Here is a 14,641-nt window from a genome sequence, read left to right on the forward strand (position 1 = left end):
TTAAAATTTATACTTCTCAAGTAATTCTAACGTACGAAGCACCTCAGCTACGTTCATGGCAAAGGAGATAGCTCCACGTCCATTAAACGGTGGATTACCGTCGAAGAGTTCAGGTAGTGTACTAAGACAATGGTTAATCATCTCATCTTCATAACCTACCAACTGACGTTCTACAAAGCTCAGACGTGTCTGCTTATAAAGCTTCAAGCAGGCCTCAAGATAGAAGCCACCCAACCATGGCCAAGCTGTTCCTTGATGATAGGCAAGGTCGCGTTGACTCTGTGGACCAGTATACATCGGATTATATCCACCACTCTTTGGAGAAAGCGAACGCAGTCCCTTTGGTGTAAGTAGCTCTCGTGTACAAACATCTAAGACTCCCCTCCTCTGCTTTTGGTCAAGTGGAGAATAATCAAGTGCTACAGCAAACACCATATTAGGGCGTACACTCCAGTCAACCATTCTACCATCAACATAGTCATAAAGGTAGCCATACTCATTGAGGAATGTTTCAACAAATGAAACCTTACATTTCTCTGCAAGTGCATCAAGTTCGTTTGCGCGCTCTTCATTACCACTCTCCATCTCCATTGCGGCTGTAAAGCGTAGTGCATTGTACCATAGCGCATTAAACTCTACGATATACCCAGAGCGTGGAACAACTGGTTGACCATTATTCATAGAATTCATCCATGTAATCGCTTCTCCCTTTGCATCAGCATAGAGCAATCCATTCGTATCTAAAGTGAGGTTTGGATGCTTACTTGCTAAGAGATAATCAACGATATCACGAATCAAACCCATGTAGAGTTTTCTACAACGCTCCTTACCAGCCTCCTTAGCATACTGTTGTATAGCCCACACGCACCAAAGAGGAACGTCTGGTTTCTCCATCTCGTATATCTTCACGCTGAGTGGCTTACCTTCCATAAACTCACGTAATCCCTTTGCAGCGGTCTCCATTACCAGTTCGAAGTAATCTTGTTCTTCGATACTCAAAGTAAGTCCTGGTAAAGCAATGAATTGATCACGAGCACGACACTTGAACCAAGGATAGCCTGCAAGAATATAACGCTCATCGTTCTTTGTACGATTATGGAACTGATGAGCAGCATTAACAAGGCAGTGGAAGAAGTTATCACGTGGACTACGTGACTCCACTTCCTTATCAAACAGATTCTTCAAAGTTGATGTACGACATTCTGCCGTTGATGCTGCAAAGACAATACTTTCGCCCTTGCTGATATTCATCTCAAAATAGCCAGGAACATAAAGGTCCTCATTAGAAGCATAACCACGCTCCTGCTCCTTTGGATATTCCAATCCACGATACCAGTAGGGTTCAAAGTGAAACTCATTCTTCTTTGAGAACTGCATAAAAAGCGATGGATAACCAGCATACATACACGTGCTGATACCATTATCCACAACCTCATACGAACGATTAGCAGCACCATTTTCATGAGTAAACTGGCGAACACTACGAAAGGCAAGGAATGGGCGGAACTGCAAAGTAGTCTTTGAGTGAGCCTCTAATAAAGTATAACGGATTAAAATACGGTCTTCATAATGCTGGAAGACAACCTCTTTTTTTAACAAGACACCACCTACCCTATAAAGCGTAGTTGGCACAGTATCACAGTCAAATTCACGAATATACTTATGTCCTTGTGGACTAAAGTTATTGCCCTGATACTTGTGCAAACCCAGATTGAAAGAGGCACCATGCTGAATGACGGTAGGGTCGAGCGAACTCAGCAGTACGTGATTCTCGTCGTCCAGTTCAGGAACAGGAACAACAAGCAGTCCATGGTACTTGCGTGTGTTACAATCAACAATCGTCGAGCAAGAATAGGCACCAGAGCGATTCGTTCGTAACAGCTCTCTGGGAAGCGAATCTTGAAGATTGGTCATCAGAGCTTTTTCAAATTTTAAGTAGCTCATGTCTTTTAAGGTTTATTGTTTGGTTTTTATTTATCCTTTGGTAGAAGTCTTTACAGACTTTGCCCTTCGGCTCTTCAAAGATACAAATATTTTTCATAATGGCATCATAAAGTAAGATAATATTTTCAATTATTAGTGTACAATAAAACATTCCTCTACAAGTCTCCCATTCTCATCTTCGAAATATTCTGTTTTCTTGTGTTTGCAGTTATAATACTTAATAGAATGAGAAGGGTAATATAGCTCTTATTACAAATTTACTTTTAATTTAATTTGCTGTCATTTTAACATTCTCATAGAACTAACTGTAAACTAATTTGTTAGCATCTTATACGAGATGACAGAAGTGACAGCAAATTTGATTTTTCTTTCAACTGGTTTATCAGTGCTTGAACATATTTAAATCCAAACCAATCATTAGACTACAATGTTTCAGAATTTCTTGTTTTTGTGTTGTTTCCTAACCAAGAAAGTCCTATTTTTTTTTAGAGTAAAATATAACATTTTTCGTAACAACAATCTGCGCTTATCCAAACAATAGATTGCAGAATGTTTAGCATACAAGACCATGCGTACTAAGCACCAACACCATGTGTGCGAAGCCTCCGCACATATTGTGCGGGGCAATAAAACGTTAGCAAAAAAGGTAAGAAGAGAGTAACTACTATCTCTATAATAAGAGAGAGAATGCCACTAAAACCTACGTACACGAAAACACTTTGCTGAGCACTCATAACCAGCGTTCAACATTTCTATAAGTAGTTTAGACAAAATCTATAACTATTTAATAGTAAAAGGTTAATCTGGAATAAGAAAGTTTATAACTTCTTTCTCAACACCAATCGTAAACGTACCAACAGGCGTGCCATTCAAGCGTCGACCATCAACACTGACTGGTGTGTGCTCAGCTATTTGTCCACTCAGCTCCTGCGTTCTATATGGCATCACATTACGATGATTCAATATCTTATCTCGCAACAAGAGATACATTCCTTCCATTGCTTGCCACAGCTTTGGCTGAGAAACGATGGAAACATCGAGCAGACCATTATAAGGTACAGCATTCGGGGTCTGCCCATAACCCTGGGCATTACCAATACAAACAGTCATCAGACGCTGTTTTATACTATCTGCATTGATTTTCAGCGACATGAAATAATCCATACGCTGGAACATTAGTAGGAAGCAAGAGAGGATGAAGGAGATTGTGCGGGATATAAAAAGGTGGCGCAAACGGCGACGAAGACTCATGATATTTGCCACCATACCAATGTTTACACAGTTAAGAAAATATCGCCGGCAACGCTCATTCTTCTTATTCTCGTAGTGAATACAGCCAACATCTACTCGTCTTACACGCTTCTGCTTAAGCCAAACAATCGTCTGTTCTAAGTGTGACTCATCGAAACCCCAGAAGTGTGCAAAGTCATTTAACACGCCATTCGGGATAACACCCAACGTAATACGCTCACGCTCTTCTGGTTCTAAGAGCATGAGATAGTTGACCGCATCATTTAACGCAGAGTCACCGCCATAGATAATAATAGTTTTATAACCATTACTAATCAGCATCCGCACGAGTCTATCCACACTACGTGGATTCTCACTTTGCACCATATCATACTGTATGTTGTGTGCTTGCAGACAGCGTTCAGCTTGTTCCCAACGCTTTACTGGATTACCAAGTAATCCTCCCTTCGGACAATAAATGATGCCCCATCTTCCTTCCTCTACCATAAACTCAATATTTCTTCAACTTTATCTTCCATCTTTTGTGCAGCATTTACCCAATGAATCGTAAAGCCACGACGCTCCATACCACGAAACCACGTCATCTGTCGCTTAGCAAACTGATGAATGGCGATTTCTAACTGTCGGAACATCTCATTGTAAGACAGCTTTCCTATGAGATACTCTGTTACAAACTTATATTCCAAACCATAATAGATAAGGTCTTCTGCAGGTATACCCTGCTTCAGTAATCCTTCTACCTCGCCAACCATTCCTTCTTCAAGACGTGCTTTTAAGCGGTTGGTTATTTTCTTTCTTCGTGCTTCACGATCTATGTCTACACCTATTATTAATGACTCAATTGGTGGACATTGCCGCTCTTCTGTTGGCTTTGTGAGATTATAAGTTTCAATCTCTATCGCACGAATAGCACGCTGACAAGAGTCAACATCCGTCTTGTTGTGCATGACGGAATGATTCTTTTTCTTCAGTTCAACCAACATTGCCGTCAATTCTTCAAGCGACTTTTCCTCCAACGCCTTACGAAGTTCAGGATTCTGTGGCACTGGCGAAAGGCTATAACCCTTCAGCACAGCTTCAATATAAAGACCTGTACCGCCGCAGAGAATAGGCAACACTCCCCTACTCCGTATATCTTCATAACTATCAAGGAAATCCTGTTGATAGCGAAAAAGATTATACTTCGTACCGGGTTCACATATATCTATAAGGTGATAAGGTATTGCATGCCCCTCAACTGTGTAATCAGCCAAGTCTTTACCCGTACCAATATCCATGCCACGATAGACCTGACGGCTATCTGCACTGATGATTTCAGCGTTAAGCCGAGCAGCCAAATGCGCAGCAAGTTCGGTCTTACCCGAAGCCGTAGGACCAAGAATGGTTATCATACGCTTGTCAAGAGCTATACCTGCAGCCGTACCCTCACCTATCTGTTCGTTCTTCATGTCGCAAAGATAACAAAAAAATCCCTGCCAGCAAGCTGACAGGGACTATTATTTTATCCGTCAACCACTCTCTATGCAAGAGAGGATTGCAGATGACCTTCCGGTTGGTATTACTTCAACTCTGCGAAGTACTTGATTGTACGAACCATCTGAGAAGTATAAGAGTTCTCATTGTCGTACCAAGAAACAACCTGTACCTGGTAGCAATCATCGCTGATCTTGCTTACCATAGTCTGAGTTGCATCGAACAAAGAACCGAAACGCATACCGATGATATCAGAAGAAACGATCTGATCCTCAGTATAACCGAAGCTCTCAGTTGAAGCAGCCTTCATTGCAGCGTTGATACCCTCAACAGTTACGTCCTTACCCTTAACAACAGCAACGAGGATTGTTGTAGAACCTGTTGGAGTTGGAACGCGCTGTGCAGAACCGATCAACTTACCATTCAACTCTGGGATAACGAGACCGATAGCCTTAGCAGCACCAGTTGAGTTAGGAACGATGTTGCAAGCACCTGCACGTGAACGACGGAGGTCACCCTTGCGCTGTGGACCATCGAGAATCATCTGGTCACCAGTGTAAGCGTGGATTGTTGACATGATACCTGACTGGATTGGAGCATATGCGTTCAACGCAGCTGCCATTGGAGCCAAGCAGTTTGTTGTACAAGAAGCTGCAGAAATAACAGTATCAGCTGCAGTCAAAGTCTTGTGGTTAGTATTGAAAACAACTGTTGGGAGATCGTTACCTGCAGGAGCAGAGATAACTACCTTCTTAGCACCAGCCTTGAGGTGAGCAGAAGCCTTCTCCTTAGATGTGTAGAAACCTGTACACTCGAGAACTACGTCTACGTTGTTAGCAGCCCATGGGCAGTTAGCAGCGTCCATCTCAGCAGAGATCTTAATCTCCTTACCATCAACGATGATAGAATTCTCAGTAGCCTCTACAGTGTGCTTACCCTCACCGAACTTGCCAGCGAAACCACCCTGAGCGGTATCATACTTCAACAGATGAGCAAGCATCTTAGGACTTGTCAAGTCGTTAATTGCAACAACCTCATAACCTTCAGCCTCGAACATCTGACGGAATGCGAGACGACCAATACGGCCAAAGCCGTTAATAGCTACATTTACCATTTTACTTTAAATTATTTATAAAAGTTTATAAAAACGAATTTCTTTTTACCTCCTTATAGAAGATTTTCTATCTTACGATTGCAAAGATACAATTTTTTTTTTATTTTTGCAGTCGCTTAGCGTATTAATTATTATAAAAAATAACTCGTTTCGCACACATAGGCAATTCTATGCAATCTAACAAACCAAGATTGCAAAGTCTATATAACAAAAGAAAGGGTATTAGTATAAAACGCAAGACAAACAAACAAATTAACAACAAAATTAATTATGAGCAAACTTATTCAAGAATTCAAGGAATTTGCAGTAAAGGGTAATGCCGTTGATATGGCTGTCGGTGTAATCATCGGTGGTGCTTTCGGCAAGATTGTTTCATCTATCGTTGACGATATCATCATGCCTCCTATCGGATGGCTTATCGGTGGCGTTAACTTTTCAGACCTTAAGTACACACTTCCACAAGTAGAAATTCCTGGTGTAACTGCTCCTGCTCCAGCAACCATCAACTATGGTAACTTCTTGCAGACATTGCTTGACTTTATTATCATTGCTTTCTGCGTATTCATGATGGTAAAGGGTATCAACAAGCTCTCTAAGAAGAAGGAAGAGGAACCAGCTGCTCCTGCACCTGATCCAGAGCCAACTAACGAGGAGAAACTGCTCTCTGAGATTCGCGATTTGCTGAAGAACAAGTAAGCAACTATCTGAAATACAGATATAATCAGTCCGAAGATTCACTATGAGTCTTCGGACTTTTTTTTAACAACAGCGCTAATTTCTTTCCATTAAGATTACCAAACCACTTTTCCTTCCCGCCACCTTCGCCCTAATATCAGCCTTCTAAAGCTGTTAAAACACTGTTTCAAGACCATGAGCCTTACCCTTTATTCAGTCTACAAAGTGTTACTTTCGAATTTTCTTCACGATAAAAAAGAATTATTTTCATGAACATAAATATTTTTCTTCATGAAAATAAATATTTTTTTTCACGTAAATAATTTGCAATGATTAAAAGACTGTAATGAAACCAACCAAGTAAAACAAGACTTTACAACCTGATTATCAATGCAACAAACAATATCTTACACTATCCTAAAGTCCTATACAAATCCTGTTCTTATTTCTTTATAATATTGTATAACGAAAAATAGGGACACAACTGCGTCCCTATCCTTTTATTTTGTCTGTTTTCCTTCTTACTCCCACTCAATTGTTGAAGGTGGTTTTGAAGAGATATCGTAACATACGCGGTTAACTCCCTTCACCTTACGAATGATTTCATTAGAAACATCTGCCATGAAATCATAAGGGAGGTGTGCCCAGTCAGCAGTCATTGCATCCATTGATGTAACGGCACGAAGAGCAACTGGATGCTCGTAAGTACGCTCATCACCCATCACTCCTACTGAACGAATCGTAGAGAGCAATACGGTACCAGCCTGCCAAACATGGTCGTAAAGACTTGTACCATCTGGCATAGTATAGTTGTGCATCTTCTCGATATAGATATCGTCTGCATCTTGAAGGATACGAACCTTATCACGAGTGATGTCGCCCAAAATACGAACAGCAAGACCAGGACCTGGGAATGGATGACGCTTGATAAGGCGTTCTGGCATTCCAAGCTCATAACCTACACGGCGAACCTCGTCTTTGAAGAGCCAACGAAGTGGCTCACAAAGCTGAAGATGCATCTCCTCTGGAAGTCCACCTACGTTATGGTGACTCTTGATAACCATACCCGTAATACTAAGGCTCTCAATACGGTCTGGGTAGATAGTACCCTGTGCGAGCCACTTAGCATCGGTAATCTTCTTTGCCTCAGCGTTAAACACCTCAACAAAGTCACGACCAATAATCTTGCGCTTCTGCTCTGGGTCGGTAACACCTTCCAAATCCTTAAAGAACTGTTCCGATGCATCAACGCCGATAACGTTCAGTCCAAGTCCCTTATAAGCATCCATCACCTTTGTAAACTCATTCTTACGGAGCATACCATGGTCTACGAAGATACAAGTAAGGTTCTTACCGATAGCCTTATTAAGCAATACTGCACAAACAGAAGAGTCGACACCACCAGAAAGACCAAGGATAACACGGTCGTTACCCACCTGTTCACGAATCTCCTGAACAGCACTCTCTACAAACGAAGCTGCACTCCACTCCTGCTTGCTACCACAGATATTCACAACGAAGTTCTCCAACAACTGCTTACCCTGCAATGAGTGGTAAACCTCTGGATGGAACTGTACTGCCCATACTGGTTGTGTCTTTGATGCAAAGGCAGCATACTTAACATCACCAGTAGAAGCTATAATGTCGTAATCCTCTGGGATTGCTGTAATCGTATCACCATGACTCATCCATACCTGCGAGCCTTTCTCAAAGCCTGTAAAAAGGCGATTGTTAAGGTCGATACTCTCTAAGTTGGCACGACCATACTCACGTGTACCCGTCTGCTCAACCTTACCTCCATTTGAATAAGAGATGTACTGAGCACCATAACAGATACCGAGCACTGGAATCTTACCGATAAACTGACTGAGGTCTACCTTGAAAGCCTCTGGGTCATGTACGGAATAAGGTGAACCAGAAAGAATCACACCAATCACAGATGGGTCGTCCTTCGGGAACTTGTTGTAAGGGAGGATCTCGCAGAAGGTATCCAACTCACGCACACGACGGCCAATAAGCTGTGTCGTCTGTGAGCCGAAATCCAAAATGATAATCTTCTGTTGCATGTAAATGAATGTATTTTAAAATATCAGTTCTCCGTCTTGGAGCTTTGATACTCTGAATTTGCAATAAAGTCTTCAGCAGCTTGTAAGCTGTCGAGTTTGCCTACATCAAGTAGATGAAGGTCGGTTTTTAGTTCGCCACGGATATCAAGTGTGTCGCAATTGTTGAGATAGAAGTCCATAATGGGGAACTTATCCTTATCAACAGCCTCAACGGTTTGTACCGCAGAGGGAGCTAACACGTGTATACCAGAGAAGGCACAGAGGTAACAGTTGTTCTGATAATAAGAACTTTCTTCCTCTGTTGGTGAGACGAAATGCAACTGACGTATCTCGGCATGAGGTGACTTCACCTCGCCTGTAGCCACATTTGTCCAGCCCACCAAGCGCATATTACTATCAAATATCAAGTAACGTTGGGTCACACGACGGCTTACCAACAGCAGAGCATCTGCCTTTGTTTCTAAAGCATGGCGATAGAAAGCAGCTAAATCCACATTACTTAATATGTCAACATTGTGAATCAGCACTGGCTGATACTGATCAAAAAGCGAAGCAGCTCGCTTGATACCACCACCGGTGTCAAGGAGCTGCTCTGTTTCATCAGACACATAGATATCCACACCATAGTTGTGTGCATCCAAATAGTCTGTTATCTGGTTTGCAAAATGATGTACATTAACAACCATACGACTGCATCCAGCATCTATTAATCTCCTGATTACATGCTCAAGCAGTGGCGCACCTCCCACCCTTACCAACGCTTTTGGCATTGTGTCAGTAAGCGGTTTCAAACGGGTACCGAGTCCGGCTGCAAAAATCATTGCCTGCATTTGCTTTTCTTTTTATGCCTACAAAATTAATGCTTTTATTTCAGTCTACAAAGGAATGACGGACATAAATCAAAAAGAAAAAGGTTTAGTTTGTATCTTATCGTTATAATATAGTCACAGAGTAAGGATAAAAAAAAGTTCTTCCGTTAAATTTGTAGATTGTTAACAGAATGAGATTAATCCACATAAACGGAATGATTACCCCCAATTAGATGGTTTTATAAAGAGGAAAAAACTACATGATAAATGTAATTAGATGCAATGTCTATCTGTCTTCTACAAACAACTTATTCCCTTATTAATTGAGGTTTGTAAACTATTTTCATGCGACTCAAAACCAATACATGCTCTTTTGGCTTCAAAAAGACGCCAAATTGACTTGCAAAAGACGCCCTTTAAGACCCTTACTAACGCCCTTTTGAAGTCCAATTAAGCACCTTTTACGTTACGACTTTGTAACTAATTGATTTCCTTATGGTTACAAACCTACATTATGTATGTGTTTTTGCCGTTATTTATAGATGTCTTGCTTGAAATTATGTAATGATTTTTCAAATCCTTGCCTGCAGCTTTTCGAAGTATTAAAATGAAAAGGTTTTCAATGAAAGAAGGTGATAATAGGATAGATAGTTGACTGCCTTAGCCATATTTTTGTCTAATGAGGAACTTCGATTCTTCCGATAACGCAATACGAAAAGCGTTCACACATTTAACCCAAATCTGTCATTAGACAACAATGTTTCAGGAATAAATGACAACAGAAACCTTACTCCTCCAGTTTCCATTGCCATTTTCTCATATCGACACAACCATTTGCACGGAAGGTTATTCCTTCAGTTTCCAACAAACCGCGCTGTTCTTCCCAACAAGGAGCCGTACGTCCGTTACCATTTACAACTCGATGACATGGCAAATTTTCTGTTTCAGATACGCCATGTAGCACTTTTCCAACCAAACGAGCATGACGAGGACAGCCTACAAGCCATGCTATTTGCCCATAACTCAGTACACGACCGCTCGGGATTGATGCCACAACGTTATAAACTTCCTTGCGAAATTCTTCTATATCTACAGCCATTCGTACTCCAAATTGTCTTAATAAAAAAGGAGCGAAGAAATTTAGTAGGGGTTAAGCCGATACCTTTCATATCCTTACACTGCTGCCCTCCGAAAAGAAACAGTAATGGCTTAACCCCACTAAAACCTTCAACTCCTAAACGATTGCCCTCAAAGGACTATTAAAACTTACTTATCAGCTTCTGCTTAAAGCGCAGCCTCAACAGCCTTCTGAACCTCCTTGAGGTCTACTGTAGGCTCGAAGCGTGCAACAACCTCACCATTGCGGTTAACGAGGAACTTTGTGAAGTTCCACTGGATGTCGTTCTGCTTGCGTGGCTCTGTGTTTGCCTTGTTGTAAAGGTCTTCCATAATAGCAGCCAACTTCTCCTCATATGCACCACCTGCATAGCCCTTCTCACTCTTCAACCATGTATAGAGAGGGAGCTCGTTAGCACCGTTCACATCGCTCTTCTTGAACTGTGGGAAGTCAGTACCAAACTTTGCTGTACAGAACTCGTGAATCTCCTCGTCTGTACCTGGAGCCTGATGACCGAACTGATCACATGGAATATCGAGAATCTCAAGACCCTTCTCCTTCAGACTGCGGTACATTGCCTCCAACTCCTCATACTGTGGAGTAAAACCACAACCTGTCGCTGTGTTTACGATAAGAAGTACCTTACCCTTATATGTCTCGAGACTTACCTCGTTACCTTTCTTATCTTTCAAATTGAAATCATAAACTGTTGCCATAATTCTTTACTCTTTATTAAATTCTACAATAATATTTTTTACGCCATAAAAGTGATATTTCAAACTCGTGTGTTTCGTCTATCATAGCCTTGGAAAGTATCGACCAAGGAAGTTTCTACCCTATCAAAGTTGATTCCTAATCCTTACGATTTATTTTCTTAATCTCGACATCCATTCTTTGCAAACCTGCCAACCACCAGTAGACCACAATGCCCATGCTATCAGTACTGGCTGGAAGAATAGTCGGATAAGACGTGCAGTGTCAGTATTCAACCCGAATGAATCAATATGATAGAAATATTGATTGAGGTTTCCAGGGAAGATGAGTACAAAAAAGAGGGCGAGCAACGCTCCTACTACCGCCTTATGCTTATACAAGAATAGCATACTCAAACCCAAAGCAATCTCTACTACACCTGAAGAAAGTACCACGAAATCGGTAAATCCTTCTGAGAATCGAAGCCACATAGGCACCTGTGCCACGAACTCCAATCGGTTAAAAGTCAGGTGAGAAACACCTGCATACGTCATAAAGGCTCCTAAAAGGAGGCGGAAAATCATCTTTACTTTGTTCATCCTGTTTCTTTTAAATGGGGGCGCATCACCCTCTCCCAGCGCTAACTGATATCAGTGTCACGCCCCCTAAAATACCTTTACTTACTAATCGTCTTTACAATCTTTTATTACTCGAATCTTTCTAAACCATTATTCTCAATTGCAAAGTTATAAAAAGATACTTATATCGCAAGCGATTACACATTAATTTTAACATCATTTTGCATCTATAATATGCTTAACAACCACTATTAAACTGCCTTAATAGGAACCATAAGCCCCTCCCTTGTTCTTTATTATCGTTGTGTTAGTGCCGAACACATATTGTGCTCATGGTAAGCACCAATGGTGCTAAGCCTCAACACCACACAAAATGATGCTGAGGAAAATCACACTCGCTTGTAATTAGAAATGCCTTTAACGATTAAAAACTAACAAACACCCCTATTTCGAAAACATATAAAAAACAAGAAACCTACCGACCTCCTTTCCGCCTATTACACTCACGACAAAGCATCTGACAATTTTCTATCACAGTTCTTCCGCCTTCACGCCATGGAGTAATATGGTCACCCTCCATAAACTCATAATCAAACTCTTTTTTACAAGACGGACAAATATGATATTGCTTTTCCCACACAGCTTGTTTAATATCATCTGGAAAACAACGCAAATCAAGGTGACGCTCATCTCCCGTCAGCACGTATGGAATTATACCCATTTGTTTCTGCACATCACTATCAAGAATCAGTTTAGAAATTCTGCTGGCTAAGTCTGCTGTATCAAGAGTTGTACTGTGATATTTATCATAGTATAAAGCCCAATTAAGACCCTTCATAATCTTTTTAAACTTCTTCAAATCAAAGTTTGTTATAGTCCAATTAAGTACATTCTGAAAGTAAGTCCAAAGATTATTTGCATTTGGGTCATGCTGATGTTCCGCCATATAACCAACCACAGACTGCGGTTTTCCTTCTCTTGTTTCGTATTCTGCCATCCATTCCAGTGCCTTCTTCAAGAACTCTTGTCGAATTGGCGTACCATTAACCAAGTCTTTTCCCAAACGATATGCACCACAGTTTGACTTAGAGAAATGGCGTTTAGCATCCGTAACAAAGGGACCAGCATAGACAGCATTATTTATCTCCTGCTCGTTTAGGGGCTTACCAGCGATGTTTATTGTCTTGAACCATTCTAACTTCTCAGAGGGTTCGCCCTCACAAAGGTAGATAGTCAACGGATAATCGAGGATAAGTTTCTGTATATCTGCAGGTTGATTGAAAAAGTTTTTGAAATCATAAGCAAACTTCCCATCTACATACTCACAGAGTGAGAGCGTTCTTTGCTGTCCATCCATCACTTCATAAGGGCATTCTGCATCCTCACTACGCCTTACCCAATACATTACATTCAGTGGGTAGCCTTTTAAAACTGTTGATATTACAGCTTGTTGTTCGTTCTCATTATATATAAACTCACGTTGATAAGGTGGGCGAATGTCCAATTGTCCACCATAACCACGTACTCCCTGTTCCTCGTTATTTATGTAACCACGTGCTATATCACCTACAGTTACCTCTATTTGTTTGATTGTCATCATAAGACTTATTATTGAATATATCCTTATTCTATGATAGTTTAAGACAGAAAATATTTAAAGACGTTTATTACGAATAATTATTCTACTATATTGCCGTTTACCATTAACGACTCCACAACCGCCTCGATCTTCTTTATGATTAGTATAACCCATTATTTCTAATACTTCCTTGGGAGCAGAAGCACGTGTATTCCCACTTGCTTGCCAAATAATTTCAAACTGATTTGGATTATACTTATCGAGAAAAGTTATAGGAACTCCCATTAACCCTTTATAATCCATGGGAATATCTTGAGTACGTCCAACATTAATAGCATCATAGTTATCATACTTTGGATACTCTTCTGGTGAATAGCGACATACTAAATCTAACTCTTCATTGCGCTTGGGTATTTCCAAGTTAGTAAACCAAATGACCCCAGACACACGTATTTGGTCTTCTTTATGATTACCAGCCGTTGCCGTATCTTCATACGGTGAATAGAAATGAGTTGCTCCTCCTTTGAATCCATAACCTAACCATAGCTTATTCTCTTTGATGAGTGGAAATACTTCCTTATACGTAATAGCATTCTGATGCCCCAAAATAATAAACTTCTTATCGTAAGCCATTAACTGTCCTATATACTCTCGGAATAAAGAGAAAGGCGGATTAGAAACAACGATATCAGCTTCCTTCAAAAGAGCAACACACTCAGGTGAACGGAAATCACCAGGCTGCAGAATAGACATCACATTCTTATCATTCATTAAAAGGTAGCGAACATCGGATAAATCAACTGCCCCATCCCCATTCATATCCTTCACTTCGGTTACTTCCATCTTATAAGCAACTTTCTGTGGTTCGGAGTCTGCGTCATCAAAACGGAACACCAACTCGTTACCTTGCATTGGAGAGCCATTATAACAGGTGCAGATAAGTTTCTTTAATCCTAACTGATTAAAGCGTAAAGCAAAGTATTTAAAGAAGTTACTCTCGTAAGGGTCATCACAATTACAGAGCACTGTCTTTCCACAGAAGTGTTTCCAATAATGTTGTAATTCTCGTTCTATATCGCTCAACTGCGTATAAAACTCGTCTTTTTTAGCTGTCTTTGCAGCATTTAGGTTTTTGTTTGCCATTATGAATGATAGTCTTACGCATTACGACTATCAATCACGCCAAGACACAATAAAGGCGTGGATGCACCTTATTGCGTTCAGCTATGAGGCAGCCTCGGATGGAAACCTCAGTCATCTAATAAGAATGCACCACGCCTATTGCGTGTGCATTGCTATCAATTAGACAACTAAGGCATACCCATACGATACGCCCGTCACA

Annotated in this window: 13 protein-coding genes; 2 read left to right on the forward strand and 11 right to left on the reverse strand. The window is 40.8% G+C overall.

Annotated elements, in window-relative coordinates; genetic code table 11:
• The 4 genes from HMPREF0659_RS04650 to gap all read right to left on the reverse strand — a co-directional run bounded on the left by HMPREF0659_RS04650 (position 1) and on the right by gap (position 5,782).
• Positions 1–1,944: a glycogen debranching enzyme N-terminal domain-containing protein gene (locus HMPREF0659_RS04650; protein ID WP_013264112.1), complete on the reverse strand. Its 1,944-nt coding sequence runs from the start codon at positions 1,942–1,944 to the stop codon at positions 1–3.
• 798 nt (positions 1,945–2,742) lie between these two features.
• Positions 2,743–3,681: a diacylglycerol/lipid kinase family protein gene (locus tag HMPREF0659_RS04655; protein ID WP_013264858.1), complete on the reverse strand. Its 939-nt coding sequence runs from the start codon at positions 3,679–3,681 to the stop codon at positions 2,743–2,745.
• Positions 3,675–4,643 (reverse strand): tRNA (adenosine(37)-N6)-dimethylallyltransferase MiaA, encoded by a 969-nt coding sequence (gene miaA, locus HMPREF0659_RS04660; RefSeq protein WP_013264131.1) that lies wholly within the window; start codon positions 4,641–4,643, stop codon positions 3,675–3,677. The genes HMPREF0659_RS04655 and miaA overlap by 7 nt, the downstream gene beginning before the upstream one ends.
• A gap of 110 nt (positions 4,644–4,753) precedes the next feature.
• Positions 4,754–5,782 carry a type I glyceraldehyde-3-phosphate dehydrogenase gene (gene gap, locus HMPREF0659_RS04665; RefSeq protein WP_004361298.1) on the reverse strand — a complete coding sequence of 343 codons (1,029 nt, stop codon included), beginning with the start codon at positions 5,780–5,782 and terminating at the stop codon, positions 4,754–4,756.
• 270 nt (positions 5,783–6,052) lie between these two features.
• Between gap and mscL the strand changes: the two genes are divergently transcribed.
• On the forward strand, positions 6,053–6,478 hold the full coding sequence (gene mscL / locus HMPREF0659_RS04670; protein WP_013264510.1) for a large-conductance mechanosensitive channel protein MscL: 426 nt from the start codon (positions 6,053–6,055) through the stop codon (positions 6,476–6,478).
• Positions 6,479–6,978: 500 nt separating this feature from the next.
• On the opposite strand, the gene guaA is transcribed toward mscL, so the two are convergent.
• The 7 genes from guaA to HMPREF0659_RS04705 all read right to left on the reverse strand — a co-directional run bounded on the left by guaA (position 6,979) and on the right by HMPREF0659_RS04705 (position 14,442).
• The gene (gene guaA, locus HMPREF0659_RS04675; protein WP_013263914.1) at positions 6,979–8,523 is read right to left on the reverse strand and encodes a glutamine-hydrolyzing GMP synthase; all 1,545 of its coding nucleotides are present in this window, start codon (positions 8,521–8,523) and stop codon (positions 6,979–6,981) included.
• 23 nt (positions 8,524–8,546) lie between these two features.
• Complete coding sequence (locus tag HMPREF0659_RS04680; protein ID WP_013264505.1) at positions 8,547–9,353, reverse strand: sugar phosphate nucleotidyltransferase; 807 nt, start codon at positions 9,351–9,353, stop codon at positions 8,547–8,549.
• A gap of 766 nt (positions 9,354–10,119) precedes the next feature.
• Complete coding sequence (locus HMPREF0659_RS04685) at positions 10,120–10,431, reverse strand: MGMT family protein (protein WP_013264093.1); 312 nt, start codon at positions 10,429–10,431, stop codon at positions 10,120–10,122.
• A gap of 185 nt (positions 10,432–10,616) precedes the next feature.
• Complete coding sequence (locus HMPREF0659_RS04690; RefSeq protein ID WP_013264722.1) at positions 10,617–11,165, reverse strand: glutathione peroxidase; 549 nt, start codon at positions 11,163–11,165, stop codon at positions 10,617–10,619.
• A gap of 150 nt (positions 11,166–11,315) precedes the next feature.
• Positions 11,316–11,741, reverse strand: coding sequence for a DoxX family protein (locus HMPREF0659_RS04695; RefSeq protein ID WP_013263931.1), 426 nt, complete (start codon positions 11,739–11,741; stop codon positions 11,316–11,318).
• A gap of 454 nt (positions 11,742–12,195) precedes the next feature.
• Positions 12,196–13,320 carry an HNH endonuclease family protein gene (locus HMPREF0659_RS04700; RefSeq protein ID WP_226893163.1) on the reverse strand — a complete coding sequence of 375 codons (1,125 nt, stop codon included), beginning with the start codon at positions 13,318–13,320 and terminating at the stop codon, positions 12,196–12,198.
• Between the two features lie 54 nt (positions 13,321–13,374).
• Complete coding sequence (locus HMPREF0659_RS04705) at positions 13,375–14,442, reverse strand: adenine-specific methyltransferase EcoRI family protein (RefSeq protein ID WP_013264153.1); 1,068 nt, start codon at positions 14,440–14,442, stop codon at positions 13,375–13,377.
• Between the two features lies 1 nt (position 14,443).
• Between HMPREF0659_RS04705 and HMPREF0659_RS12615 the strand changes: the two genes are divergently transcribed.
• Positions 14,444–14,605, forward strand: a complete 162-nt coding sequence (locus tag HMPREF0659_RS12615; protein WP_155812153.1) for a hypothetical protein — start codon at positions 14,444–14,446, stop codon at positions 14,603–14,605.
• The last annotated feature ends 36 nt before the right edge of the window (positions 14,606–14,641 follow it).

The sequence above is a fragment of the Prevotella melaninogenica ATCC 25845 genome (assembly GCF_000144405.1).
Lineage (GTDB): Bacteria > Bacteroidota > Bacteroidia > Bacteroidales > Bacteroidaceae > Prevotella > Prevotella melaninogenica.

Coding starts and splice junctions, on each gene's coding strand:
- miaA (WP_013264131.1), bottom strand. CDS start 4,643: ATGAAGAACGAACAGATAGGTGAGGGTACGGCTGCAGGTATAGCTCTT.
- HMPREF0659_RS04650 (WP_013264112.1), bottom strand. CDS start 1,944: ATGAGCTACTTAAAATTTGAAAAAGCTCTGATGACCAATCTTCAAGAT.
- mscL (WP_013264510.1), top strand. CDS start 6,053: ATGAGCAAACTTATTCAAGAATTCAAGGAATTTGCAGTAAAGGGTAAT.
- HMPREF0659_RS04655 (WP_013264858.1), bottom strand. CDS start 3,681: ATGGTAGAGGAAGGAAGATGGGGCATCATTTATTGTCCGAAGGGAGGA.
- HMPREF0659_RS04700 (WP_226893163.1), bottom strand. CDS start 13,320: ATGATGACAATCAAACAAATAGAGGTAACTGTAGGTGATATAGCACGT.
- gap (WP_004361298.1), bottom strand. CDS start 5,782: ATGGTAAATGTAGCTATTAACGGCTTTGGCCGTATTGGTCGTCTCGCA.
- HMPREF0659_RS04705 (WP_013264153.1), bottom strand. CDS start 14,442: ATGGCAAACAAAAACCTAAATGCTGCAAAGACAGCTAAAAAAGACGAG.
- HMPREF0659_RS04685 (WP_013264093.1), bottom strand. CDS start 10,431: ATGGCTGTAGATATAGAAGAATTTCGCAAGGAAGTTTATAACGTTGTG.
- guaA (WP_013263914.1), bottom strand. CDS start 8,523: ATGCAACAGAAGATTATCATTTTGGATTTCGGCTCACAGACGACACAG.
- HMPREF0659_RS04680 (WP_013264505.1), bottom strand. CDS start 9,353: ATGCAGGCAATGATTTTTGCAGCCGGACTCGGTACCCGTTTGAAACCG.
- HMPREF0659_RS12615 (WP_155812153.1), top strand. CDS start 14,444: ATGAATGATAGTCTTACGCATTACGACTATCAATCACGCCAAGACACA.
- HMPREF0659_RS04690 (WP_013264722.1), bottom strand. CDS start 11,165: ATGGCAACAGTTTATGATTTCAATTTGAAAGATAAGAAAGGTAACGAG.
- HMPREF0659_RS04695 (WP_013263931.1), bottom strand. CDS start 11,741: ATGAACAAAGTAAAGATGATTTTCCGCCTCCTTTTAGGAGCCTTTATG.